This window comes from Amycolatopsis sp. NPDC098790 (assembly GCF_044759945.1).
Classification (GTDB): domain Bacteria; phylum Actinomycetota; class Actinomycetes; order Mycobacteriales; family Pseudonocardiaceae; genus Amycolatopsis.
This window is the reverse complement of record NZ_JBIWAI010000001.1, coordinates 1,188,913-1,213,940: the sequence shown is the minus strand read 5'-3', so window position 1 is coordinate 1,213,940 and position 25,028 is coordinate 1,188,913. Positions and strand designations below refer to the sequence as shown.

The window sequence follows — 25,028 nt, the reverse complement described above, 5'->3', positions numbered from 1 at the left end:
TCAGAGCTTGATGACCGTTCCTTCGACGCCCGAGCGGTGCGCCGCCTCGATCACGCGCAGCGCTTCGACCGACGACTCCGGGTCGACCGGGAAGGCGCCTTCGCCGCGCAGGGCGTCGCGCACCTCGGCGTAGAACTGCTCGTAGCGGCCCGCCTCGGTGGGGACCGTCTTGACGTCGTTGCCGACGCCGATCTTGCCCGCGTCCGACGCCGGTTCGACGGCCCAGCCGTCGTCGCCGGGGCGCATGCCCGCCTTGATCTGGGGTTCCTGCACGTCGAGGCCGTACTTGGTGAACGTCGCCTGGTCGCCGAGCACCCGGAAGCGGGGGTTCAGGGTGCCGGCGAGCGCGGACGCCCACAGGTGCGACCGGACGCCGTTGGCGTGCTTGAGCGCGACGAACACGTCGTCGTCGACCTGGACGCCGGCGCGGCGGCGGTCGGTCTCCGCGTAGACCTGCGTGACCGGGCCGAACAGCTGCAGCGCCTGGTCGACGATGTGCGCGCCGAGGTCGTAGAGCAGGCCGCCGGCCTCGGCCGGGTCGCCGAACTCGCGCCAGTTGTCCTTGGGCTTGGGCACCCAGCGGTCGTAGCGGGACTCGAAGCGGAAGACGTCGCCGAGCTTGCCGGACTCGAGGACCTTCCGGACGGTGAGGAAGTCGGAGTCGAGCCGCCGGTTCTGGAAGACGGTCAGGCCGACGCCGGCCGCCTTCGCCGCGGCGACGACCTGCTCGGCCTCGAGCGCAGTCGGCGCGAACGGCTTGTCGACGACCACCGGCAGCCCGGCTTCGATCGCCCGCAGCGCGAGCGGCACGTGGGTGCGGTTGGGCGTGCTGACCACGACGAGGTCGAGGTCGCCGGCCCGCTCGAACAACGCGTCGGCGTTCGGGACGACCTCGGCGCCGGGGTGGTCGGTGCGGGCCTGCGTCGCGTTGCTCGACGTCGTGATCACCGCGGGGGTGAGGCCGGGCGTCGCCGCCACGAGCGGGGCGTGGAAGACGCGTCCGCCGATGCCGTACCCGAGGATGCCCACGCGCAAGTCACTCATGCGGCCCATTAAACAACACTGTTGCGTTATTGACCAGACGTGGGAAGATCCGGACCATGGCGGACACCGGGGTGAACCTGCGCAACGTGCGCGAACACAACCGCGCCCTCCTGCTCACGCACATCCTGCGCGCCGGCGGCCTCAGCCGCGTCGAACTCGCCGAACGCACCGGGCTCACCCAGCAGGCCGTCTCCAAGATCGTGCCCGAACTCCTCGACGCCGGCCTGCTGGACGAGGAACGCCAGCCGTCGACGGGCGTCGGCAAGCCCCGCACGCAGCTGACCATCCGGGCCGGCGCCCGCCACGCGCTGGGCGCGCGCCTGGACCGCGACGAGTACCGCGTGCTGCGCACCAACCTCATCGGCGAGGTCGAGGAGACGGCGGGCGGCCCGCTCCCGGCCGGCTTCACGCCCGAGCAGGCCGTCGAAGCCATCGGGACGACCGCGGCCGAGCTCGCCGACGGCTTCGACGTGCTGGGCCTCGGCCTCGGCGCGGTCGGCCCGCTCGACCACCTCGCCGGGGTGGTCCGCGACGCGACGAACATGCCCGGCTGGCACGACGTCCCCCTGCGCGACCTGCTCGAGAAGCGCACGGGGCTGCCGGTGACGCTCGACAAGAACACCAACGCCGCCGCGTTCGCCCAGCTCTGGCCGCACGGCGAGCCGACGGCGACCGCGGTGGTGCTCGTCGGCACCGGGATCGGCGTCGGCCTGCTGATCGACGGGCGGCTCTACCGCGGCCCGCGGACCAACGCGGGTGAGTTCGGGCACACCACGATCGCCTTCGACGGGCCCGTCTGCGCCTGCGGGCGGCGCGGCTGCGTCGAGATCATGGCCAAGCGGGCGCCCGGCACGCGGGCCGCCGCGGGGTTCCTCGGGATCGGCCTCGCCGACCTCGTCCAGGTGCTCGACCTGGAGCGGATCGTGCTGGCCGGGCGGGCCGTGCGGGACGAACCGGGCACGTACCGCGACGCCGTTTCGGAGCGGCTTGAGGAGCTGCTGCCGCTGCCGCAGTGGCAGCGCATCGAGGTCGTCGAAGACGCCTTCGGCGAGGAGATCGTCACGCGCGGAGCCGCCGCCGAGGTCCTGGCCTCGTACTACGCGAATCCGGCATGATCACCGGCTTCACCTCGGTGGCGGGCGCCGCCCGCTAACATCCGCACTCGTGCCAGAGGAGACCACGCGCGAGCCGGACCCCGGCCCCGTGACGCTTACCCGGGCGGAACGGGTCGTCCCGAGCTGGAACGAGCCCCTCGCGGCGGCGGTCACCAGACCCCTCGGCGGCCCGCTCGGCGAGCACGCGGCGGTCGGCAGGCACTGGTTCTGGTCTCCGCAGCGCGTCGGCCTGCTGCTGGCCACGCTCGCGCTGATGCTCTGCTGGCTCGGCAAGGGCTCCTGCATCCAGCAGTACCAGGACTCCAGCGGCGCCACCCAGCTCGACTGGCGCGCGGGCCGCCCGTTCGTCGCGATGTGCTACTCCGACATCGTGCCGCTCTACAGCTCCGAGCGGCTCGACCGGCCGGGCACCTTCCCGTACTACACGTCGTGGAAGGAGAGCTCACAGACCGCGGAGAACGACACCCGGTACATGGAGTACCCGGTGTTCACCGGCCTCTTCCAGTGGGCGAACGCGAAGCTCGCGGCGGGCTGGCTGAACGTCGCCGAGAGCGGCTGGCTGCCCGGCGCGCTGCCGGTCGCCGTCTACTTCGACCTGACGGCGTTGTTCCTGGCGCTGGCCTGGCTGGTCACCGTGTGGGCGACCGGCCGGACGACGAAACGCCGGCCGTGGGACATGGTGCTGGTGGCCGTGTCACCGCTGGTGCTGGTGCACGCGTTCACGAACTTCGACGCGATCGCGACCGCGTTCACCGCGACCGGCCTGCTCGCCTGGGCGCGCAAGAAACCGCTGCTGGCCGGGCTCCTGCTCGGCCTGGGCGCGACGGCCAAGCTCTATCCGCTGTTCCTGCTCGGCGTGCTCTTCTTCCTGTGCCTGCGCGCCGGGAAGCTCACGCCGTTCTGGAAGACCGCGGCCGCCACCGTCGTGACGTGGCTGGCGGTGAACGCGCCGTTCATCCTGACCGCGACCCGCGGCTGGTGGGAGTTCTTCCGGCTCAACACGCTGCGGCCGATGGACCCGGACTCGCTGTACAACGTCCTCTCGTACACGACGGGCTGGGCCGGCTTCGACGGCGTGCTGCAGAAGAACCAGAACCCGGCGTACCTGAACCTGACGGTCGCCGTGCTGTTCCTGGCCTGCTGCGCGGGCATCGCCTACCTCGCGCTCGCCGCGCCGCGACGGCCGCGCGTGGGCCAGCTCGCGTTCCTCGTCGTGGCCGCGTTCCTGCTGACGAACAAGGTGTGGAGCCCGCAGTACTCGCTGTGGCTGGTGCCGCTGGCCGTGCTGGCGATCCCGCGCTGGCGGCTGCTGCTCGGCTGGATGCTGCTCGACGCCCTGGTCTGGGTGCCGCGGATGTTCTACTACCTCGGCGTCGACCACAAGGGCCTGCCCGAAGGCTGGTTCCTCGGCACGGTCGTGCTCCGCGACCTCGCCGTCGCCGCGCTGTGCGTGCTGGTCGTGCGCGAGATCTACCGGCCGGGCACGGACCTGGTCCGCGTCGCGGGCGACGACGACCCGGCGGGCGGCTTCCTCGACGGCGCCCGGGACGTGGTCGTCCCGAACGCCGTCCGGCGCCGCCGCAAGGCCGTGGCCGCTTAACCCAGCTGTTCGCGCAGGTAGGCGATGTCGGTCGCCTGGCCGTCGGCCGGCGTCTCGACGACGACCGGCGCGCCGGCGGCCCTGGCCACCTCGACCAGCACCCCGGGGTCGATCGTGCCCTCGCCCTCGACGACGCTGGCGTGCCGGTCGCGGGTCGAGCCGAACTCGTCGCGCGAGTTGTTGAGGTGCACCAGGTCGATCCGGCCGGTGATGGCCTTGACCTTTTCGACGGCGGTCGCGAGGTCCCAGCCCGCGGCGAACGCGTGGCAGGTGTCCAGGCAGAACCCGGCGCCGAACTCGCCGACCTTGTCCCACAGCCGGGCGATGACGTCGAGGTCGCGGGTGATCGCGTTCTCGCCGCCCGCGGTGTTCTCGATCAGGATCGGGACCTTGAAGCCGCCCTTCTCCTGCTCGCGCTCGAAGAGCTTGCGCCAGTTGTCCAGGCCGGCCTCGACGTCGTCGTTCGCCCCGACGTGGCCCCCGTGCACGATCAGGCCCTTCGCGCCGACCGCCGCGGCGCCGTCCGCGTGCTGCGTGACGTTCTTGCGGGATGGGATCCGGATCTTGTTGTTCAGCGAAGCCACGTTGATGAGGTAGGGGGAGTGGATGAACACCTCGACGGGGTCGGCCGCGATGGCCTCGCCGTGGGGGTGCGGCTTCGGGGCCTTCCAGCCCTGCGGGTCGGAGAGGAAGAACTGGACGACGTCGGCTTTGCGCTCGGCGACCGCGGTCAACGGGTCGTCGTCACGGACATGGGCACCGATCAGCATGCCGAGCACGCTACTCCGGGTGCTTCTTTGCCCTGTGGGCCCGTTTGGTGACGCTCGTGGAGTACCGTGAGCGCGTTCCGTGATCCAGATTGGTCCGACTGCCGGAGGGCATCGATGGGGAAGCAGTTCACCCGGATCACCGCACTGGGATTCACCTTCGCCGCTTCGGCCGCTTTGGCGCTGCCGGGCGTCGCGAGCGCGGACCCGAGCCCGACCCTCGGCGGCGACTGCTCGGCCACCCTGCAGAACGGCCAGGCCCGCGACGCGAAAACTGGCCTCCTGCTGGACGCCGGCGCCCCGCTGAACGCCCCGGACCGGCTGACCGTCGGGCTCGACTCGACGTCCCGGAACACGAACGGCTCAGCCCCGCTGCTCACGCTGCCGGTGGGCGACACCGTCCGCGCGCTCGGCATCGGCGACGTGCCGGTGGTCGGCGACGCGGCCTCGAAGGTCGTCTGCCCGGCCGCGCAGACCGTCGTGAACACCGTCGGCGGCGTGACGCAGGGCGTCGATCTTCCTCCGCTACCCCTCCCGCCGGGCCCGAACCCGCCCGCCCCGCCCGCACCACCGGCCCCGCCCGGCCCGACGCCGCCGGGGCAGACCCCGCCCGGCGACAGCACCGGCCCGGTGCTCACCGGTCCCGGCAACGCGGGCCTGCCCGGCGACGCGATCTCGGGCATCTTCACCAACTCCGCGCTGCTGCCGGGCAGCCTGGTCCAGGCCCCGGTGATCGCGCAGATCATCCCCGGCCAGCAGGTCCCGACGGTCGACGAGCAGAAGTCCGGCACGGCCGAGGCGCTGCCCGGCGTCACGCCGCCGGCGAAGCTGCCGATGCTGCTGGCGGTCCTGGCGCTGGCGATCGTCGCCGCGGCCCTCGTCCGGGTCTGGATCCGCCGCAACCCGGCCTGATCTCACCCAAGGTGACGTCCGCTTCCACTCGAATGCCGGACATTTCTGAACGAGCGGGCGTCACCGTGCTGCCTTAACGTCGTTGTTCTGGGAAAGGGACACCGACGATGGGGTGGCAGCATGCAGGATCGGACACGGAGGGCAACGGCGGTCGGAGCGACGGCGTTCGTGCTCGCGGGTTCGGCCGTGCTCGGCGCCCCCGGCACGGCTTCGGCGGCCGAGACGAAGACCGTCCCCTGCGGCAGCACGGTCACCGCGAAGCCGGGTGACCACATCAAGGGTTCGATCCTCGGCCTGCCCGCCATCGACCTCGGCATCGTCGGCCAGGCGACCACCGTGCTCACGAGCGTGGTCGGCGGGCTGCTCAACACGGTCTGCAAGGTCACCGTCACCGTGGTCAACGACGTGGTCGCCCCGGTGCCGGGAGTCGGCGCGCCCGCGGCGAGCGCGCTCAACCAGGCCGCGGACGGCCTGAACACCGCCGGGACCAGCGGCCTCAACTCGATCAACAGCGGCGGCAGGCAGGCATCGCCGCAGCCCGGGACGGGCGGCAACCCGCAGCAGAACCCGCCGTCCGGTGGGACCGGCGGCAACCAGCAGGGCGGCACCCCGCAGGGCTCCGGCGGCATCCCGGAGGCGAACAGCCCGCTGCTCCCCGGCTTCTCCGGCGGCGGCGCGAGCCCGGCGTTCGGCGGGTTCCCGTTCAGCATCGGCACGGGCTACGCGCCGATGCGGGACTACAGCGGCATCCCGTTCGCGACGGCTGGGCTCTTCACGCCGTCGCCCGCCCTCCGGTACGGCAGCCAGATCCCGGGTTACGCGCCGCAGTACGGGCTCACCGGGCCCGACCAGAGCGCCGCCGGCAACTCCGGCGTCCAGACGGCGGGCCAGGCCGAAGCGCTACCGTCGGTGTCCGACGGTTTCACGGACGGGTCGAACCTGCCCCTGTTGATCGCGGTGCTGGCACTCTCCGGAGTCAGCGCGGGCCTCGTGCGAACCTGGGTGCTCCGCCGAATGGCCGCTGCGAATTGACCCGACTGCCGAGTATCTTTCGCGTATCTCCTTCGTTGATCCTGGTGCCTGGAACGACGCCCCCGTAACGCTTTGGAGGACCCGCACGTGCGGAAGATCCTGACCGCCACCGCCGTCGCCGCGTTCTTGGCCGGCGGCGCATTCCTCTCCGCCGGCACCGCCTCCGCGACCCAGCAGGTGGTCAGCAACAGCTGCACGGGCACAGTCACCGGCCAGATGGGCGACTCGGTTGCGATCGACGGGGCTTCGGTCAAGACCCTCGTCACGAACGGCGCGAACAACGCCGGCACGCTCGCGATCGGCAGCTGGGCCGGCGACTCGATCGCCAAGAACCACGCGATCCTGGTGGGCCAGGTCCCGAACTCCGCCGGCGGCGTGGCGAACGGTGCCGCGATCGGCAAGGCAGTCCGCACCGCACTGGCGAACTCAGGCACGTGGGGTCTCGGTTTCGACCCGAACAAGACCCTGAACAGCGTGGAGAGCACAGTCGCGAACGCTTGCAACCTCACGCTGCTCGCCGGCAACTACGTTGCCCCGAGCACGCCGGGCCAGCCGGGTGCGGGCGGCACGGGCACCACGCCGGGCGGCACCGGGACCGTCCCCGGCGGCAGCACCGGCAACCTCTCGAACCTCAACCCCGGCACCGCGGGCGGCACGGGCGGCAGCGCCCCGATGCGCGACTACAGCGGGATCCCCACGGCGACCGCCGGCACGGCCGTCGCCCCCGGTGTGCGGTACCCGGCGAACGGGACGCTCCCCGGTGACGCCTCCGCCCCGCAGGCGGGTCAGGGCGACCAGAGCGGCCAGAGCGCCGGCATCCGGGACGCGGGCAACGCGCAGTCGCTCGCCTCGAACGGCGCCTCCAGCGACGTCCAGCTGCCGATGCTGCTCGCGGTGATCGTGCTGGCCGGCGTCACGGCGGGGCTCGTCCGCACCTGGGTCCTGCGCCGCGCGAGCTGACCCCGGCCTCCGGCCCCGGAAGCACCCCCAGGTAGCCTTACCTGGACAAACCCTCCTGCCACGGACAGTCCGTGGCCGCGAGCCCATAGGAGGTGAGTGGTTGTGTCACGCCATTACGAGGTAATGGTCATCCTGGACCCCACGCTCGACGAGCGCACGGTCGCCCCCACGCTGGACAACTTCCTCAACGTGATCCGCACTTCGGGCGGTTCCGTGGAGAAGGTCGACGTCTGGGGCCGTCGTCGCCTCTCGTACGAGATCAAGAAGCACGCCGAGGGCATCTACGCGCTGCTCGACCTGAACTCGTCTTCGGACGCGGTGAAGGAGCTGGACCGCCAGCTGTCGCTGCAGGAGACCGTGCTCCGCACCAAGGTCATGCGTCGCGAGGTCAAGCGCGCCGCGGCCAAGCCCGCTGCCGCCAAGGCCTGAGCCCGAGGGGAACCCCGATGGCTGGAGACACCGTCATCACGGTGGTCGGCAACCTGACGTCCGACCCGGAACTGCGCTTCACCCCGTCCGGTGCGGCGGTCGCGAACTTCACCGTCGCGTCCACCCCGCGCACGCTCGACCGGCAGTCCGGCGAGTGGAAGGACGGCGAGGCGCTGTTCCTGCGCTGCAACATCTGGCGCCAGGCGGCGGAGAACGTCGCCGAGTCCCTGACCCGCGGCGCCCGCGTCGTCGTGCAGGGCCGCCTGAAGCAGCGGTCGTTCGAGACGAAGGAAGGCGAGAAGCGCACCGTCGTCGAGCTCGAGGTCGACGAGATCGGGCCCTCGCTGCGCTACGCCACGGCCAAGGTCAACAAGGTCAGCCGCGGTGGCGGCGGCGGTGACTTCGGCGGCGGCGGTGGCGGCGGCAACCGCGGTGGCGGCGGCGCCCCCGCCGACGACCCGTGGGGCTCGGCCCCGCCGGCCGGTGGCGGCGGTGGCGGCGGCTTCAGCGACGAGCCCCCGTTCTGATCTCGTACACATCCACACAGATTTGATCCAGGAGTAACCAGTGGCCAAGCCACCCATCCGCAAGCCCAAGAAGAAGGTCTGCGTGTTCTGCAAGGCCGAGAAGAAGGGCCGCCCGGAACTGATCGACTACAAGGACACCAACCTGCTGCGGAAGTACATCTCCGACCGCGGCAAGATCCGTGCCCGTCGCGTCACCGGCAACTGCAGCCAGCACCAGCGTGACATCGCCATCGCGGTCAAGAACTCCCGCGAGATGGCGCTGCTGCCCTACACCTCGACCGCGCGCTAAGGGAGGGCACTGACATGGCGAAGATCATCCTCACCACGGACGTGGCCAACCTCGGCGGCCCCGGCGACATCGTCGAGGTCAAGGACGGTTACGCGCGCAACTACCTGCTCCCGCGGGGCTACGCGATCGTGGCCTCCAAGGGCGCGGAGAAGAACGTCCGCACGATCCAGCGCGCGCAGGAGAGCCGTCGCATCCGTGACCTCGACCACGCCAAGGAGATCAAGGCGACGCTGGAGGGCCTCGGCGCCATCCAGCTCACCGGCAAGGCGGCCGAGGGCTCGAAGAAGCTCTTCGGTTCGATCACCGCCGGCGAGATCGTCGACGCGATCAAGGCGGCCGGTGGCCCGCTGCTCGACAAGCGCGTCATCGAGCTGCGCGACCACATCAAGACCGTCGGCAAGCACTCGGTCGGCGCCCGGCTGCACCCGGACGTCAAGGTCGACGTGCGCCTCGAGGTCAAGGCCTCGCAGTAAGGCATACGCCGTGACGAAGGCGGGTCGCTCCCTGGTGGGCGGCCCGCCTTCACGCGTTTCGGGGGAACCCCGGACAGGCGGCCGCCGTCGTAGGACAATGGAGCGGGACGCGAAGGGAGCGCACTCGGATGGGTAACGAGGTCAACATGTCCGCGCCGTCCGGCGGCGGGGGTTTCACGTTCGACGCCGACAAGATCGACGGCGTGATCAAGAAGTGGCAGGACCTCCAGGCCGACCTCAAGCGCGACTACGACGACGCCAACCTGATGGCGAACGTCAAGGCGCCCGGCAAGGAGTTCGCGAGCGGCGACTGGGAGAAGCTCGCGAACCCGTCCGGCAAGGCGTTCCTCGAGCAGAACTCCAAGATGCAGGAGTACGTCAAGAACTACATCGACGCACTCACGGCCGCGAAGCAGAAGATCACCACCAAGGAGTCGGAGACGCAGGCCGACCTCTCGAAGACGGGGAACCAGGCCACGTGAACCGACGACTCCTCGCCGTTCCGGCCCTGGCCTTCGCCGTGCTCGCCGTCGCGGGCTGTTCGGGCCAGACCCGCGGCACCGCCAACCCGGCGGCGACCGCCGAGTCCGGCAGCGAGACCTCCCGGTCCGCCGCCGACTCGGCGCCGCGCGTGCCGGAGCCGCTGAACACCGCGAACATCACGTCGGACGCGTGCAACACGATCAACGCGGCCGGCCGCTCCACGCTCGGCCTCGGTGACGGCACCCCGCGCAGCACCGGCAACGGCCCGAGCTGCACGTTCCAGGAAGCCGCCGACCCGGGCAACCAGATCGACGTGACCACGGTGACGGCGAACAAGAACGGGCTCCAGGACGTCTACGACACGAAGGCGAACGACGCCTACTTCGGCGAGTCGCAGGCCTACGGGTACCCGGCCGTCTACGCCGCCGCGCTGGACGACCGCAAGAACGGCAAGTGCGGCCTGTTCGTCGGGGTGACCAACGAGCTGGCGGTCAACATCCTGGTCCAGTACGACCACGGCGCGGGTGCGTCGGACCCGTGCTCGGTCGCGGGGAAGTTCGGCGAAGCGATGATCCAGACCTTGATGGGGGGCTGAGATGCTGGAACTGGTCCTGCTCGGCGGGTTCGCCGCGTACAACATGGCCACCACGCACTCGGACGACCACACGTCGACGCAGGGCGACCGCAAGATCGACTGCTACGACATCTGGCACCAGATCACCACCGGCCCCGGCACCGGCTCGATCCAGAACGGGCAGGCGGCGGCGAGCCGGCTGAAGGGCGCGTACGCGGACCGGCTCACGACCATCGACACCCTGGCCAAGGAGATGGACTCGGCCTGGACCGGCAGTGGTTCGGACGCGGCGCAGAACGCCGGCGCGCACCCGCTGCGGGTGTGGATGGAGGACTCGGGCACCAAGCTGACCGACTCCGACAAGTACCTCGGCGAGCAGAACAACGCGTTCACCACGGTGCACGCGCAGGTGCAGGAGGTCCCGAAGGACCCGCCGAAGAACAACCTGCTCAACGCGGTGACGCCGTGGACGACCGACACCGACCGGGCGATCCGCGACTACAACACCAAGGGCCAGGCCAATGTCGACGCCTTCAACACCTACTACAAGGCGAGCAACGACAACGGCCAGAAGCTGCCGACGTACTCCGCGCTGAAGGGGCAGCAGGAGAACGTCAACGTCGACGACGGCAAGAAGAAGCCGGGCGACGGCAACGGTGACGGCACCGGAACCGGCGACGGCGAGCGCGGCGGTGCTCCGGGCACCGGGCCCGGCGGCGTGAACATGCCCGGCCCCGGCGGCGTCCCGTCGTTCAACGGCCAGCCGCCGAACATGCCCGGTGGCGGCTTCGACCCGTCGAAGGTGCCGGGCGGTGGGTACGACCCGTCCAAGGTGCCGAGCTTCGACCCGGGGAAGGTGCCGAGCGGGGGCTACGACCCGTCGAAGCTCCCCGGCGGCGGCAACTACACCCCGCCGAACTTCAACGACGGCACGCACTCGTCGGGCTTCTCGCCGTCCGACGTGCCGGGGATGCCGGGCTTCGGGCCCGGTGGCGGCACACCGAGCTTCTCCGGTGGCGGTGGCGGTGGCAGCGGGTTCGGGCCCGGCGGGTCGGGCGGGATCGGCGACCCGACGGCCGGCTTCGGCCCGGGTGGCGGCGCGGGCTTCGGGCCCGGCGGTTCGAGCGGCGCGGCCCTGCCGGGTGGCGCGGGCGCGGCCGGCGCGGGCCGGGGCGGCATGGGCGCCGGCGGCGCGATGGGCGCGGGCGGCGCGGCGGCCGGGCGCACCGGCTCCACCGGGATGGGTGGCATGGGCGGCATGGGCCACGGCGCCAAGGGCCAGGGCGGCGGCGACGAGGAACGCACGTCGAAGTACCTGCTCGGCGACGACCCGAACGACATCTTCGGGACCGACGAGCTGACGGCCCCGCCGGTCATCGGCGAGTAGCGCACGCGGGAGGGCCGGGTGCGTGCCAAGATGGGCGCGCCCGGCTCCTCAAGCTGTACCGGGTTCGGATTCCTACTGGGGGAAAGCGTGCTGGACAGGCAGGTCACCATTTCGACCGGCACCCTGATCAACCTGATCCGGCGCCGGGGCGGCGAGCCGCACACGGTGCTGTCCGAGACGCCGACCTGGTACAGCGACGAGGCCCAGCGCGCCGAGGACGAGCGCGTCAACGCCGAGCTCGCCAAGGCCGGGCTGTTCGGCCCGCGCGGCATGCACCCCGGGTTCGTCGCGACGGTCGAAGCGATCGCCCGGCCGCAGCTGGAGTACTACGGCTGGGTCGACGGCGGGTTCCAGGGCAAGCCGGTCAGCTACCGGCTGCTGGCCGGCAGCGCCGGCGGCGAGGCGTTCGTGCTGGCCAAGCACGAAGAGCTGGACGTCGTCGTGCTGGAGTCGACCCGGCCGGGGGAGCTGCTCGACGACTTCCTCGGGCAGATCCCGAAGCTGGCGCCGGGACGCGGAACGCCGCTCGCGGTGCCGAAGAACCAGCTCGAGGGCACCTCGCGCGGTGACGACGGCGGGTTCGCGGTGCTCCGCAACGACCGCCCGGCCGAGGGCTCGCAGGAGGTCCAGGAGCTCCAGCGGATCCTCGCGCTACGCCGAATGGGGAGTGGCAGCCTGTACGTGGCCGCCCGCAGCCGCACCGGCGCGTGGCGCCGGATCGAACGCCCGGTGAACTACATCGATACCTCGGAAGGCCGATGGCTGACCGAAGAGGTTCCGGGCCGCGGGGAGAACCGGATCGCGTTCACCCCGGCCGACCAGCGCGTTCTCGCCGACCGGTTACGCAGCGCACAGGGCAGGCTCACCGCGGCCTGACCCGCCGGCCGTTCAGCCCTCCGGGTTACCGCTCTACCCTCCGTGATATTCATCCACAGGGCGTGTGGCTCAATGGGCTCCGGCTGGTCCACGACACGCCGAACAACAGGTTTCACGCGACACGCCGGACGAGTTTCCGGGAAGTTCTCCACACCTTGTTCACAGGGTTTGACCTGCGGGTTCGCCGAAGCCGATCAACCTTGTCCCCAACTTGTCCACAGCTCTCGCGCCACCTGTGACTGGTTACCCCCATTCATCCCCAGGTTGTCCACAGAAGGGTCCCCATCCTGAATTGCCATCCGCCTTCCGGGGGATCTAGCGTGCCCGCTCGGGCCTGTACTCACGGTGGCGCTCCGCGTGTCTAAGACGACTGACGGACGTTGTCCCCGATCATCGGGGAGGGGCCCGTGGACGGGTGACGCGGATCGAGCCGCGTGCTTCGAGAGCGAAGATCCGGCATACTCGAACGGGTGTTCGACACGATGAGGAGGTGTCCGGGGCGGTGGCGCTGACCGACGACCGCAGTCCGATGTACGCGGAGTCCGACCCGGGGCCGAGCGACCCCGGCCCAGGTGGCGGGGGCGGCGGGTTCGACCGCCAGCCGCCGCAGGACATCGCGGCCGAGCAGTCCGTGCTCGGCGGCATGCTGCTGTCGAAGGACGCGGTCGCCGACGTCATCGAGGCGCTCGGCCCCGACGACTTCTACCGGCCCGCGCACCAGGCGATCTACGACTGCATCCTCGACCTCTACGGCCGCGGCGAGCCCGCCGACCCGATCACCATCTCGGCGGAGCTGGAGCGACGCGGGGAGCTGGGCCGCGTCGGCGGCGCGCCGTACCTGCACACGCTGATCGCGACGGTGCCGACGGCGGCGAACGCGGGCTACTACGCGGAGATCGTCGCCGAGAAGGCGGTGCTGCGCCGGCTGGTCGAGGCGGGCACCCGGATCGTGCAGTACGGCTACGGCGCGGCCGCGGCCGACGGCGCGAACATCGACGAGGTCGTCGACCGCGCGCAGGCCGCGATCTACGACGTCACCGAGCGGCGGACCAGCGAGGACTACGTCGCGCTGGAAGAGCTGCTGCAGCCGACGATGGACGAGATCGACGCCATCGCCTCGCGCGGCGGCCAGTCCCAGGGCATCCCGACCGGCTTCTCCGACTTCGACGAGCTGACCAACGGCCTGCACCCGGGGCAGATGATCATCGTCGCGGCCCGTCCCGGTGTCGGCAAGTCGACACTGGGCCTCGACTTCGTCCGGTCGGCCTCCATCAAGCACGGGCTGACCAGCGTCATCTTCTCGCTGGAAATGAGCCGGACCGAGATCGTCATGCGCATGCTCTCGGCCGAGGCGAAGATCCGCCTCTCCGACATGCGAGGCGGCAAGATGTCCGACGACGACTGGACACGCCTGGCCCGCCGGATGAGCGAGGTGTCCGAGGCGCCGCTGTTCGTCGACGACTCGCCGAACATGACGATGATGGAGATCCGGGCCAAGGCGCGGCGGCTCAAGCAGCGCAACGACCTGAAGCTCGTCGTCCTCGACTACCTGCAGCTGATGACGTCCGGCAAGCGCGTCGAGTCGCGGCAGCAGGAAGTCTCGGAGTTCTCGCGGCAGATGAAGCTGCTGGCGAAGGAGATCGAGGTCCCGGTGATCGCGATCAGCCAGCTGAACCGTGGTCCCGAGCAGCGGACGGACAAGAAACCGATGCTGTCCGACCTGCGTGAGTCCGGCTCACTGGAGCAGGACGCCGACCTCGTCATCCTGGTCAACCGCCCGGACGCCTGGGAGCGCGACGACCCCCGCGCGGGCGAAGCGGACCTGATCATCGCGAAGCACCGTGCCGGCCCGACGGCGACGATCACCGTCGCCCACCAGCTGCACTACAGCCGGTTCGTGGACCTTTCGCACGACTAACCGAGCGCGCTGTACCCGCGGACGAACGCCGTGAGGAGCCTGCCGAAGGTGTCGCGGTCCTCCTCCGGCCAGTCCGCCATGACCTCGGCGAACACCGAGCGCCGGAAGGCGTGCAGCTCGTCGAGGTGCGCCTGGCCGGCCTCGGTCGGCACGAGCACCGCACGCCGTCCGTCGCGCTGATCGGCTTCGCGGCGGAGCAGGCCCTGCTCGACCGCGCGTGCGACGAGCCGGCTCGCGCGCGGCTGGTCGACGCCCATGGCCGCGCTCAACGCGGTCACCGTGCCGGCCTCGCCGCGTTCGGTGAGTTCCTCGACGACGTCCAGTAGTTCGTGCACGGCGTCGTGCGCACCCTGGCCGCGAGCCTTGCCGATCCGGCTCAGCGCCCGCCGCTGCTGACTGCGGCGGATCGCGATCATGGCTCGCTCGACCTCGGCCACCGCGTCCGTCATGGTTGCTCCACCCTCCAAACTACATGTACTTTTACATGTAGTTGTTCATCGACATCTCGGAGTACCCATGAAACCCCTCGGGTGGCACCTGCGCCACGTTCACGAGCTCCTCGAGTCCTCCATGGCCCAGGCCCTCGACGCGGAGTCGCTGAGCCGCCGGCACTGGCAGGTACTCAACACGATCGCCCTCGGCGCGCGCACGCCGGAGGAGGTCGACGCGGCGCTGGCCCCGTTCGGCGCGACCACCCAACAGGTGGCCGACCTCCGGACTCGCGGGTGGGTCGCCGAAAGCGGCGAACTCACCGACACCGGCCGCGAAGCCCACGCCCGGGTCGAGGCGCGCGTCCGGGCGTTCCGCACCGCGGTGACCGACGGCGTCAGCGACGACGACTACCGCACGACGATCCGCACCCTCGAACGCTGCGCCGCGAACCTGGAGGGCCGCCAAAGGAATATCCCGGACCGAGCCGGCGTCGGTTATCCTAGTAGTTGAACTTTCAAGCACTGGAGCCGTCGATGACCCGCACCCCGGTCCTCTACCTCAGCCACGGAGCGCCGCCGCTCGCCGACGACGCCGTGTGGACCCGCCAGCTCGCCGCCTGGTCGGCCGACCTGCCCAAGCCCCGCGCGATCCTCGTCGTGTCGGCGCACTGGGAGGAGGCTCCGCTGACCATCGCGGCCACCACGACCGTGCCGCTCGTGTACGACTTCTGGGGCTTCCCCGAGCGCTACTACCAGGTGAAGTACGCGGCGCCGGGCGCGCCGGAGCTGGCGGAGAAGGTGCGCAAACTGCTCCGCTCCACAGATACACCGGTCCACGACGCGCCGGAGCGCGGCCTCGACCACGGTGCCTACGTGCCGCTCGTCGAGATGTACCCGGACGCCGACGTCCCGGTGCTGCAGGTGTCGATGCCCTCGCTCGACCCGCAGGAGCTGTTCGACCTCGGCCGCAAGCTCGCGCCGCTGCGCGACGAAGGCGTGCTGATCATCGGCAGCGGCTTCTTCACCCACAACCTCAGCGGCATGGCCCGCGCCACCGACGGGACGCCGCCCGCGTGGTCGGCCGAGTTCGACCACTGGGGCGACGAGGTCGTGCGCGGCGGTGACGTCGACGCGCTGCTCGACTTCCGGCACAAGGCGCCGGCCGCGACCCTCGCGCACCCGCGGATCGAGCACTTCGCGCCGCTGTTCGTCTCCCTCGGCGCGACCGCGGAGGAGAAGTCCGGCCGCACGGTGATCGACGGCTTCTGGCACGGGCTGGCGAAGCGGTCCCTGCAGTTCTCCTGACCTGCCCGCGAACACGAACGAGCCCCAGGAACCTGATCGGTTCCTGGGGCTCGCCGTCTCCAGGGAAGGAGCGTTCCATCGATCGTCAGGCGCTCCGTGCGAGGAGACCTCGCGGCGCGGTGGAGCGCCTGCCGGGGTTGGAGGGCCGGGCGGGTCCTGGCTGGAACCCGCCCGGCGTCACCGAACTACTTGCGCTTCACCAGACCCAGCAGCTTCGTGAGGAAGCCGGTGGAGTCCAGGCCCGACATCGCCGGGACCTGCGCGTTCGGGGCCGCGCTGTCCAGCACCGGCAGCTTGGCGTTCACCGGCAGGGCCGGGGCGGCCGGCAGCGCCGGGGCGGCGGGCAGCGCCGGGGTCACCGGCAGGGCGACCGGCAGCGCGACCGGCAGGGCCGGGGCGGCGACCGGCAGGTCCGCACGCTGGGTGTGGCCGGGCAGGCCGTTCACCACGGGCAGCGACGCGGGGGTGGGCAGGCCCGCCTTCGGCAGCGCCGGGGCACCGTTGAGGCCACCCGCGGCCGGCAGCTGCGCCAGCTTGGTCAGCCCGGCCAGCGGGTTGCCCCCACCGGTCGGCAGGTCGGCGCGCTCGGTGCCGAGGGGCGCGGCGACCGGCAGCGCGGGCAGGCCCTGGGTGGGCAGCCCGGCGACCGGCAGCTTGCTGGTCAGGCCGTCCACCGAGGGCAGGCCCTGCGCCGGCAGCCCGGCGACCGGCAGCTTGCCGGTCAGGCCCGCCAGCGACGGAAGACCCTCCGTCGGCAGCCCGGCGATCGGCAGCTTGCCGGTCAGCCCGTCCAGCGACGGCAGGCCCTGGGTGGGCAGCCCCGCGGTCGCTTGGCCACTGCGCAGCGCGGCCAGCGAGGGCAGCTCGTCGGCGGCCAGCTCGGAGCCCTCGACCGGGAACGCGATGGCGTCCTCGGCCTCGTCGATGCTCGTCATGTCCGTCGCGTCCGCGGTCGCGACCCCGAGCAGCTCGAGGGGCACGCCGAAGATCTGCACCGGCAGCGCGAACGCGTGGTAGAAGTTGTAGCCCGACAGGCTGGACCCGTCGCCGGCGGTGATTGCCTCGCCACCGTTTTCCGTGGTCAGCGAGTTGTCGCCGATGGCGTGCGCCACGCCGCCCACGGCCACCGCGTCGCCGAACAGCTGCACGATCGCCGTGGCCGGGATGTCGAGGATGTTGCCGGAGATGGCGCCCTCGACACCCGAGGTGGTGTCGTCGCCCGCGTTCTCCACGGACGTCGTGTTGATCCCGGTGCCGGTGGCGACACCCGCCGCGCTGACGGCGTCCCCGAAGACCTGCGCGACCGGCAGCGCGTCCGCGCCGACGATGTTGCCGGCCACGGCGCCACCGTCACCGTTGGTGGTGGCGTCGCCACCCGCCTCCGACGTGGTGTCGCTGGTGCCCAGGCCGTGGCCCAGGGCCGCGGCCGCGACGCCGTCGCTGAAGACCTGCGCGACACCCGCGACCGGGGCCTTCACGATGTTGCCGGTCAGCGCACCGTCCTGGCCGTCGGTGAGGGCGTCGCCGCCCGCCGAGGAGTCGGTGATGTTGTCGTTCTCACCGGTGCCGATGCCCGCGAGGGCGGCACCGCTGCCGGCGGCCAGCACCGGGAGCGAGACCGGGGCCTCGATGATGTTGCCGGCGCCGGCGCCCGCGGGGCCGTTCGCCGTGACGTCGCCGCCCGCGTTGGACGTCGTGTCGGTCGAGCCCTTGCCGTGGCCCTGGCCGACGAACGCGCCGCCGATGTTGGCGACCTGCACCGGCAGCGAAGCCGGCACGGTGCCCAGGTTCGAGCTCAGGAAGCCGTTGTCGTCGTGGGTGCTGCCACCGCCGCCGCCGGAGACGACCTTGGTCTCGTCGGCCGAGCCGGAGCCCTGGCCGATGAACGAGCCGCCAACGCCGAAGACCTCGGCGGGCAGGCCGACCGGCACCTGGACGACGTTGCCCGAGCCGGACGAGTCGTTGCCCTGCGTGCCGTCGTACGCCCCGGCGGTGACCGTCTTGTCCTCGGTCGCCGTGCCGGTCGCGTTGCCGATGTGGCTGCCGCCGATGCCGAAGACCTCGGGCGCGCCCGCGGCCTGGGTGTTGACGATGTTGCCGCCGAGGACGGAGCCGTTGCCCCTGGTGTAGCTACCGTTGCCCGCGTTGGCGTCGGTGGTGTTGTCGTGCGCGGCGTTGGCCTGGCCGATGTAGGTGCCACCGATGCCGAAGGCCTCGACCGGCAGCGCGACCGACGGGTTCAGGACGTTGCCCGAGCCGCTCGCGTTGTCACCGGCGGTCTTGACGAAGCCGCCCGAGTCCACCGTGCTGGAGGAGCTGCCCGCGTCGGGGATGCCCGCCGAGGCGTTGCCGATCCACGAGCCCGCGACACCCGCGACGTTCGCGATCGGGGACAGCGAGGCCGCCCCGCCGTTGCCGGACAGGAACGAGTCGTTGCCGCTCGTCTCGAGGTAGGTCGGGATGTCCAGGCTGCCCTCGCGGGTGTCCCCGGCGGTGGCGTCGGCCGAGGTGTTGCAGCCGTCGGAGTTCGACAGCGAGCCCCACACGGCGCCCGAGTTGCAGTTGAACTTGACCGGCAGGGCGATCGGCGCGCCGACCACGTTGCCGGAGCCGCTGGCCTGGTCGCCGGAGCTGAACAGCGAGCCGCCGGAGGTCGCGACGGTGTCGGCCGTGTAGCCGTGGCTCTGGCCGTTGCCGAGCAGGTACGACGCGGCGTTGCCGGTCACCTGCACCGGGGTGGCGAACTGGCCGGCCACCACGTTGCCGGAGAGGGCCGAGCCGTCGCCGTTCGTGTCGACGTCGCCGGTCTCGGTGGTGCTCTGGCTGGCCGACCCACCGACCACGCGGCCGGTGCCGCCGGCGACGCCGCCGCCGTTGCCGGCGATCTGGACGGGGAGCGCCCAGTCGAGGGCGACCGCGTTGCCCGCGAGGCTCGAGTCCTCACCGGTGGTGTCGATGTCCTGGTCGTGGCTCCAGGTCTGGGTGTGGTTGCCACCCTGGACCGTCGCGTCGCCGAGCACACCGACCGCGTTGTCCACGATCTGGATCGGGACGACGACGTCGCCCGTGACCTTGTTGCCCTTGAGGTTGTTGTGGCTCGGCGTGAACTTTCCGCCGAGGGTGCTCTGGCTGATCGGGCTCGCGTCGTCGAACTGCTTCGCGGCTTCGTTCGCGGCCTGCGTGACCGGCTTGGCGCTCAGCTCCGTCTGCCCGGCGGGCAGGTCCAGCTGGCCGAAGGGGGTGCCGACCGCGTTGTTGGCTTCCTGGATCGGAACCGTGACGTTCAAGTCGAGCGGCGAGGCAGGGGTGTCGGGGTTGACGTTCTCGTCAGCCGAGGCGATGCCGGTACCCAGCATCAGCAACCCACCCGTGACAAGTGCGGTCTGGAGTCCGCGCTTTGCCCACGTCTGCATGGGGTTTTTCTCCTTTATTTCGGGTTCCCTTGCGGGCCTGTGAGGGTGCGTCGATACGCACCGGAGGGGGAAAGAACTTTTGCGGGCGCGAAAAAGCGCACCGCCTGATCACGGGTGTTTCGCGGACGCAGGCGCCGTCAGACGAAGACGGGCTCGGGCGCGTCAGCGACCCGTGGAGGGAGGTGTTCAGTCAGGAGTGACGCCGGGCTGCTCGCCCGGGGTGCGCATCGAGGTGCGCAGGCCGGCGCGGCTCATCGCCGCGACGGCGGATTCGACGGCTTCGGTCGTCCAGAACGGGACGCCGAAGTTGGGGCCGTCGAGGTGTCCACCGGGGGCGGTGCTGCCACCCGGGGCGGTGGGGACGGCCGGCGCGACCGGAAGCTGCGCCGGGGTCAGCGGGGACGGCAGGTCACGGTGCCCGTCACGGGACGAGCCCGCGGCACCGGTGCCGTCGGTGTGCGCGGCGGCCTTCGCCATCGCGAGGGCGGCGCGCACGGATTCGGGGATTTCGACGGTCGTCACGGCGACCGGCGCGGCCGCCTGGGCGGCACCGGAGGTCGACGGCTCCTGCCCGGCCGGGTCGATGCCCGGCAGCTCGGGGAGGAGGTCGCCACGGCCGGCCGGGTCGAGCAGCTGCCACACCCGGTGGCCGAAGTCCTGCGCCGGCGCCGGGGCGACGGTCTCCTCGAGGACCTGGCGGGTGTCCTCCGGCTTGCGGGCGATGTGCTCGGCCGCGCCGAGGGTGCGCTCCACCGGGCTCAGCACCGCGTCGTCGGTGAGGTCCGACACCGAGTCGCTGACGCGCTCGGAGACCTTGTGCTCGAGGGTGCGGGCGTCGGTGTGGCACGGCCGCTGCGGCTCGCTCCACGTCGTCGCGTCCTGGTGGCAGCTCGCCGCTTCGGCGAGGCCGCCGGCCGTGTCGCCCGCGAGGTGCGCGGTGCCGTGGTTGACGTCGCCGAGGCTGCCGGACGTGGCGTCGGTGAACGGCGTGACGGAGGCGGTGCCGACCTCGACGGTGTCCGCGGAGGCGGCCGCGCCGGAGACGAGCCACGCGGCGGCGGTGCCGGCGACGGCGCCGCCCAGCACCAGCAGCGCACGCGACACGAGCCGGCCGGCGCGCTTGGCGCCCTGCCCCTCGTTCGTCGCGTGGTCCACCACTGGTGCGTCTCCTTCGAAACCGGGTGATCGTTCGGCGATTGCCGTTGCGGAAGCGACTCAACCAAATACGCGACACGGCTCGCATCCTCGACACGACTTGATGCCCCCATCGTGTGAAGAACACAGCGTGCAACCGGGTCTGACACGCGGTGATCTTCGCTGGCAGCCGAGCGTGTCGGACTCGGCACGTGGAAAGCGCTCGAATCGGGCGCTGTTGCCAGTACGGTGATCCGGTGAGCCACGCGCGACGCGAAGACCCGTTCCTGCCGGAGCACGAGGACATCACCGGGCTGATCCCCCGGGGCCTGCGCATCAGCGCGGCGCTGGCGTGGCGGTTCATCGTGGTGGTCGCCGCGCTGTACGCCGTGGTGTGGGTGATCGGCTACCTGTCCGTCGTCATCATCCCGCTGTCCATCGCCCTGCTGCTGTCGGCGCTGCTCGCGCCCGCGGTGCAGAAGCTGGTGGCGGTGAAGTTCCCGCGCGGGCTGGCGACGGCGATCGTGCTGATCGCCGGGCTGGCGGTGCTCGGCGGCCTGCTGACGTTCGTCATCACGCAGTTCTCCTCCGGCCTGCCGCAGCTGCAGCAGCAGCTCAACGACAGCCTCAACCAGATCAAGGAGTGGCTGCTCAACGGGCCGCCGCACCTGCGCCAGGAGCAGATCCAGGACTTCATCAACCAGGCGATCGGGTTCATCCAGAACAACCAGGCGTCCATCACGACGACCGCGCTGACCACGGCGAGCACCGTCGGCGAGATCCTCACCGGCTTCCTGCTGACGCTGTTCATCACGATCTTCTTCCTCAGCGGCGGCGACGGCATCTGGACGTTCCTCGTCCGCGCCGTGCCGCGGCGGGTCCGCAACCGCGTCGACGTCGCCGGGCGCCGCGGGTTCGCGTCGCTGGTCAGCTACGTGCGGGCGACGGCCGCGGTCGCCGTGGTCGACGCGGTCGGCATCGGCGTCGGCCTGTGGATCATGGGTGTGCCGCTGGTGATCCCGCTGGCGACGCTGGTGTTCATCGGCGCGTTCATCCCGATCATCGGCGCGGTCATCACCGGCGGTGTCGCGGTGCTGATCGCGCTGGTGACGAACGGGTTCATCGGCGCGGTGATCGTGCTGGCCATCGTGATCGGCGTGATGCAGCTGGAGAGCCACATCCTGCAGCCGCTGCTGCTCGGCCGGGCCGTGAAGCTGCACCCGCTGGCCGTGGTCCTGGCCATCACCGCCGGCCTGGTCGCGGGCGGGATCGCCGGCGCGCTGCTGGCCGTGCCGCTGCTGGCCGTGCTGAACGCCGGCGTCCGGTCGCTGCTGCACGAAACCAACCCGGATCCGGCCGAGGTGGACGTCCTGAAGGACCAGGCCGCCCAGCCGAACGACGCCGAACCCGGCGGGCCGAAGGCCGAAATCGCGACGGTCGCCGAGGACGAAGCCGATTCGGCGACGGCCGCGCCGCCGAAGCGCACCGACAAGCCGTGACCACCGCGCGGACGCCCGACCCGATCACGCCGATGTGGCGTGGCGTGCTCGCGTTCCGCGTGCTCACCTGGGCGTTCGCCTGCGGCACCGTGATCGTCCAGAGCGGCCACTACCAGCGCGAGTGGCTGGCCTGGACGGTCCTCGGCGTGATGGCCTTGTGGTCGGTCGGCAGCAGCTTCCTCTACCTGCGCGAGCGGACGCGGCCGCCGGCGCTGGTCGTCTTCGACCTCGTGCTGACGACCGCGCTGCTGCTGACTTCGCCGTGGGTGCTCAGCGACGCGCAGTTCGCGCTGAACGTCCCGCTGATCACGACGGTGTGGGCGGCCGTGCCGCCGGTCGCCGCGGGCGCGCGCTTCGGCGCGGGCGGCGGGGTGCTGGCCGGGCTGGTCGTCGGCGTGGCGACCGGGCTGGCCCGGGAGAAGTTCGACCTCGACGTCGCTCGCGACGGCGTCCTGCTCGCCGCGGCCGGGCTGCTGGTCGGGATGGCCGCGACGATGGGCCGCCGGTCCGCGGCGCGGCTGGAGCAGGCGCTGCGGAAGGAAGCGGCGACGGCCGAGCGGGAGCGGCTCGCGCGGTCGATCCACGACAGCGTGCTGCAGGTGCTGGCCCGCGTCCGCAAGCGCGGCAACGAAGTCGGCGGCGAAGCGGCCGAACTGGCGAAGCTGGCGGGCGAGCAGGAGATCGCACTGCGGTCGCTGGTGACGACCGAGCCGCTGACGCCGAACGACCGCGGCACGGCGAGCCTGCGCGCGGCGCTGCAGCTGCTCGCGACGTCGTCGGTGCAGGTCTCGGCCCCGGCGGACGACGTCGAGCTGCCCGCCCACGTCACCGACGAGCTGGTCGCCATTACCCGCGAAGCGCTCTCCAACGTCGAGAAGCACGCGGGCCCCGACGCGCGGGCGTGGGTGCTGCTGGAGGACCTCGGCGGCGAGGTCGTGGTCAGCGTCCGCGACGACGGACCGGGCATTCCGGACGGCGTTCTCGAGCGAGCGGCCGCGGACGGGCACCTCGGCGTGGTGGAATCCATCCGGGGGAGGGTCCGCGACCTCGGCGGGAGCGCGACCCTCGACACCGGGCCCGGCCGGGGCACGGAGTGGGAGGTCAGGGTGCCGAGCACGAGGGGTGCGAGATGAGCGACGAGCCGCGGATCTCCGTGATGGTGGTCGACGACCACCCGATCTGGCGCGACGGGGTGGCCCGCGACCTGACCGAGCACGGCTTCGACGTCAAGGCGACGGCGCCGGACGCCGACGCGGCGCTGCGCATCGCGCGGACCGTCCTGCCGGACGTCGTGCTGATGGACCTCAACCTGGGCAGCACTTCGGGCGTGGACGCGACCCGCGAGATCACCTCGGCGCTGCCGTCGACGAAGGTGCTGGTGCTGTCGGCGAGCGGCGAGCACAAGGACGTGCTGGAGGCGGTGAAGGCCGGCGCGTCCGGCTATCTGGTGAAGTCGGCTTCGGCGGCGGAGCTGGTGGACGCCGTGCACCGGACCGCGGCGGGCGACCCGGTGTTCACCGCGGGCCTGGCCGGGCTGGTGCTCGGCGAGTACCGGCGGATGGCCGACGCCCCGGCCGAGGGCGCCGAGCCGCCGCGGCTGACCGAGCGCGAGACCGACGTCCTGCGCCTGGTCGCGAAAGGGCTGACCGCGCGGCAGATCGCCGAGCGGCTCGTGCTGTCGCACCGGACGGTGGAGAACCACGTGCAGTCGACGCTGCGGAAGCTCCAGCTGCACAACCGCGTGGAGCTGGCCCGGTACGCGATCGAGCACGGCCTCGACGAGGACTAGTCACGGCAGCACGGCGAAGCCCCACCACTCGCTCTTCGGCAGGGCCGCCTTGCCGAGCCGCCACTGGGGTTCGCCGGGGTGCCACGCGGCGAGGACGCCGTCGGCCAGCACGAGGTCGCCGTCTTCGGACCAGTCGAAGCCGCCGCCGCGCTTGAGGTGCTCGGTGATGAACGGCATCGCCGCGGCGTGCTCCCAGGTCAGCGTGTCCGGGCGCAGCAGCCACAGGTCACGGGTCTGCGTGCTGGTGCTGCGGTAGGCGGGATCGGCGAAGTCGAGGGCCCAGACGCCGCCGTCCCGGGAGGGGACGACGGTGGGCGTCCGCGCGATCACCGGCCGGCTGAGCTGCTTGCGGCTGCCGTCCCGCAGGTCGACGAGGGTCAGGTCGGTGAGGCCGTCGAGGAGCAGCCAGTCGCCGGCGGCGGCGAGGACGCGTGGCGCCTGCTGGACCGTCCGGCCGGTCCCGGGGTCGATCACCGCGTCCGTCGACTCGGCCGCGTCGGCGTTGATGGTGATCAGCAGGCCGTGCCGGGTCTCGGTCCGGACGCCGGTGCGGCAGCTGGCCGGCTGGCCGCGGCCGAGGTCGCCGCCGGACAGCGAGACGTGCTGCAGGCGGCAGTCGTCCGGCGCGTCCTGCCGGATCAGCCACACGCTCTCGCCGTCGGCGCCCGGCGCCACCGACCGCGCGCGGCCGAGCGAACGCGGCGGACTCGCCGGGCCGGTGTAGACGAGGACTTCGAGGGGGTCGCCGCCCGGCGGGTAGCTCGTCAGGACGGCGGACTTCCCGACCCGGAGCACGCTCAGCGGCTGGTCGTCGCCGGGGTAGCCGGGCGGGGTGGCCGTGGGTCCGCGGTCGGCGTCGAACACGGTCGGACCGAGGGTGGGGAGCAGGACGGTGACGCCGATGCCCCCGGTGGTCGGCACGCCGCGGAGTCCTTCCGGCGGCGCGGTCGGCGGGGCGGTCGGGGCACTCGTACTCGGTGGCGGCGGCGGTGCTTCGGCCGTGCACCCGGGCAGCAGGATCAGCGCCGCGCAGAGGGCGGCGCCGCAGAATACGGGTCCGTTCAGGGTTTT

Annotated in this window: 25 protein-coding genes; 19 read left to right on the top strand and 6 right to left on the bottom strand. The window is 71.7% G+C overall.

Annotated elements, in window-relative coordinates:
• Positions 1–1,044: a Gfo/Idh/MocA family oxidoreductase gene (locus ACIQWX_RS06065; protein WP_400866235.1), complete on the bottom strand. Its 1,044-nt coding sequence runs from the start codon at positions 1,042–1,044 to the stop codon at positions 1–3.
• Positions 1,045–1,100: 56 nt separating this feature from the next.
• On the opposite strand from ACIQWX_RS06065, the gene ACIQWX_RS06060 reads away from it, so the two are divergent.
• Together ACIQWX_RS06060 and ACIQWX_RS06055 are read left to right on the top strand one after the other, a co-directional pair.
• Positions 1,101–2,159 carry an ROK family transcriptional regulator gene (locus ACIQWX_RS06060; protein WP_400866232.1) on the top strand — a complete coding sequence of 353 codons (1,059 nt, stop codon included), beginning with the start codon at positions 1,101–1,103 and terminating at the stop codon, positions 2,157–2,159.
• Between the two features lie 49 nt (positions 2,160–2,208).
• The gene (locus tag ACIQWX_RS06055; RefSeq protein ID WP_400866229.1) at positions 2,209–3,759 is read left to right on the top strand and encodes a glycosyltransferase family 87 protein; all 1,551 of its coding nucleotides are present in this window, start codon (positions 2,209–2,211) and stop codon (positions 3,757–3,759) included.
• Here ACIQWX_RS06055 and ACIQWX_RS06050 read toward each other — a convergent pair.
• Positions 3,756–4,529 carry a deoxyribonuclease IV gene (locus ACIQWX_RS06050; RefSeq protein WP_400866226.1) on the bottom strand — a complete coding sequence of 258 codons (774 nt, stop codon included), beginning with the start codon at positions 4,527–4,529 and terminating at the stop codon, positions 3,756–3,758. The two genes, ACIQWX_RS06055 and ACIQWX_RS06050, sit on opposite strands and share 4 nt — an antisense overlap.
• 114 nt (positions 4,530–4,643) lie before the next feature.
• On the opposite strand from ACIQWX_RS06050, the gene ACIQWX_RS06045 reads away from it, so the two are divergent.
• The 12 genes from ACIQWX_RS06045 (at position 4,644) to dnaB (ending at position 14,386) form a co-directional block, all read left to right on the top strand.
• Positions 4,644–5,438: a hypothetical protein gene (locus tag ACIQWX_RS06045; RefSeq protein ID WP_400866223.1), complete on the top strand. Its 795-nt coding sequence runs from the start codon at positions 4,644–4,646 to the stop codon at positions 5,436–5,438.
• A 120-nt stretch (positions 5,439–5,558) separates the two neighbouring features.
• Positions 5,559–6,470 (top strand): hypothetical protein, encoded by a 912-nt coding sequence (locus ACIQWX_RS06040; protein WP_400866220.1) that lies wholly within the window; start codon positions 5,559–5,561, stop codon positions 6,468–6,470.
• An 87-nt stretch (positions 6,471–6,557) separates the two neighbouring features.
• Positions 6,558–7,430: a hypothetical protein gene (locus tag ACIQWX_RS06035; RefSeq protein ID WP_400866217.1), complete on the top strand. Its 873-nt coding sequence runs from the start codon at positions 6,558–6,560 to the stop codon at positions 7,428–7,430.
• Between the two features lie 102 nt (positions 7,431–7,532).
• Positions 7,533–7,859: a 30S ribosomal protein S6 gene (rpsF, locus tag ACIQWX_RS06030; protein ID WP_176173898.1), complete on the top strand. Its 327-nt coding sequence runs from the start codon at positions 7,533–7,535 to the stop codon at positions 7,857–7,859.
• A 17-nt stretch (positions 7,860–7,876) separates the two neighbouring features.
• A complete protein-coding gene (locus ACIQWX_RS06025) occupies positions 7,877–8,386 on the top strand; it encodes a single-stranded DNA-binding protein (protein WP_400866214.1) in 510 nt (169 codons plus the stop codon).
• Positions 8,387–8,426: 40 nt separating this feature from the next.
• Positions 8,427–8,675: a 30S ribosomal protein S18 gene (gene rpsR, locus ACIQWX_RS06020; RefSeq protein ID WP_003098744.1), complete on the top strand. Its 249-nt coding sequence runs from the start codon at positions 8,427–8,429 to the stop codon at positions 8,673–8,675.
• Between the two features lie 14 nt (positions 8,676–8,689).
• Positions 8,690–9,148: a 50S ribosomal protein L9 gene (gene rplI / locus ACIQWX_RS06015; protein ID WP_257926071.1), complete on the top strand. Its 459-nt coding sequence runs from the start codon at positions 8,690–8,692 to the stop codon at positions 9,146–9,148.
• Positions 9,149–9,276: 128 nt separating this feature from the next.
• The gene (locus ACIQWX_RS06010; protein WP_400866210.1) at positions 9,277–9,630 is read left to right on the top strand and encodes a hypothetical protein; all 354 of its coding nucleotides are present in this window, start codon (positions 9,277–9,279) and stop codon (positions 9,628–9,630) included.
• On the top strand, positions 9,627–10,226 hold the full coding sequence (locus ACIQWX_RS06005; protein WP_400866207.1) for a DUF3558 domain-containing protein: 600 nt from the start codon (positions 9,627–9,629) through the stop codon (positions 10,224–10,226). The genes ACIQWX_RS06010 and ACIQWX_RS06005 overlap by 4 nt, the downstream gene beginning before the upstream one ends.
• A gap of 1 nt (position 10,227) precedes the next feature.
• Positions 10,228–11,592: a hypothetical protein gene (locus ACIQWX_RS06000; RefSeq protein WP_400866204.1), complete on the top strand. Its 1,365-nt coding sequence runs from the start codon at positions 10,228–10,230 to the stop codon at positions 11,590–11,592.
• A gap of 87 nt (positions 11,593–11,679) precedes the next feature.
• Entirely contained in the window at positions 11,680–12,468 is a 789-nt protein-coding gene (locus ACIQWX_RS05995; protein WP_400866201.1) for an ESX secretion-associated protein EspG, read from the top strand.
• 502 nt (positions 12,469–12,970) lie between these two features.
• On the top strand, positions 12,971–14,386 hold the full coding sequence (dnaB, locus tag ACIQWX_RS05990; protein WP_400869406.1) for a replicative DNA helicase: 1,416 nt from the start codon (positions 12,971–12,973) through the stop codon (positions 14,384–14,386).
• Here the strand turns inward: dnaB and ACIQWX_RS05985 are convergent.
• Complete coding sequence (locus ACIQWX_RS05985; RefSeq protein WP_400866199.1) at positions 14,383–14,835, bottom strand: MarR family winged helix-turn-helix transcriptional regulator; 453 nt, start codon at positions 14,833–14,835, stop codon at positions 14,383–14,385. The two genes, dnaB and ACIQWX_RS05985, sit on opposite strands and share 4 nt — an antisense overlap.
• Positions 14,836–14,902: 67 nt before the next feature.
• Between ACIQWX_RS05985 and ACIQWX_RS05980 the strand changes: the two genes are divergently transcribed.
• Both ACIQWX_RS05980 and ACIQWX_RS05975 read left to right on the top strand, forming a co-directional pair.
• Positions 14,903–15,328, top strand: coding sequence for a MarR family winged helix-turn-helix transcriptional regulator (locus ACIQWX_RS05980; RefSeq protein WP_400866196.1), 426 nt, complete (start codon positions 14,903–14,905; stop codon positions 15,326–15,328).
• Positions 15,329–15,351: 23 nt separating this feature from the next.
• A complete protein-coding gene (locus ACIQWX_RS05975) occupies positions 15,352–16,122 on the top strand; it encodes a dioxygenase (protein ID WP_400866193.1) in 771 nt (256 codons plus the stop codon).
• A gap of 185 nt (positions 16,123–16,307) precedes the next feature.
• Here the strand turns inward: ACIQWX_RS05975 and ACIQWX_RS05970 are convergent, their stop codons facing one another.
• Positions 16,308–19,535, bottom strand: coding sequence for a beta strand repeat-containing protein (locus tag ACIQWX_RS05970; RefSeq protein ID WP_400866190.1), 3,228 nt, complete (start codon positions 19,533–19,535; stop codon positions 16,308–16,310).
• A gap of 186 nt (positions 19,536–19,721) precedes the next feature.
• Positions 19,722–20,690, bottom strand: a complete 969-nt coding sequence (locus ACIQWX_RS05965; RefSeq protein WP_400866187.1) for a hypothetical protein — start codon at positions 20,688–20,690, stop codon at positions 19,722–19,724.
• 236 nt (positions 20,691–20,926) lie between these two features.
• Between ACIQWX_RS05965 and ACIQWX_RS05960 the strand changes: the two genes are divergently transcribed.
• The 3 genes from ACIQWX_RS05960 to ACIQWX_RS05950 are packed head-to-tail and all read left to right on the top strand — an operon-like array spanning position 20,927 to position 23,957.
• Entirely contained in the window at positions 20,927–22,168 is a 1,242-nt protein-coding gene (locus ACIQWX_RS05960) for an AI-2E family transporter (RefSeq protein ID WP_400866184.1), read from the top strand.
• Positions 22,165–23,301: a MacS family sensor histidine kinase gene (gene macS, locus ACIQWX_RS05955; RefSeq protein ID WP_400866181.1), complete on the top strand. Its 1,137-nt coding sequence runs from the start codon at positions 22,165–22,167 to the stop codon at positions 23,299–23,301. The genes ACIQWX_RS05960 and macS overlap by 4 nt, the downstream gene beginning before the upstream one ends.
• Entirely contained in the window at positions 23,298–23,957 is a 660-nt protein-coding gene (locus ACIQWX_RS05950) for a response regulator (RefSeq protein WP_400866178.1), read from the top strand. The genes macS and ACIQWX_RS05950 overlap by 4 nt, the downstream gene beginning before the upstream one ends.
• On the opposite strand, the gene ACIQWX_RS05945 is transcribed toward ACIQWX_RS05950, so the two are convergent.
• On the bottom strand, positions 23,958–24,878 hold the full coding sequence (locus ACIQWX_RS05945; RefSeq protein ID WP_400866175.1) for a hypothetical protein: 921 nt from the start codon (positions 24,876–24,878) through the stop codon (positions 23,958–23,960).
• Positions 24,879–25,028 lie beyond the last annotated feature (150 nt).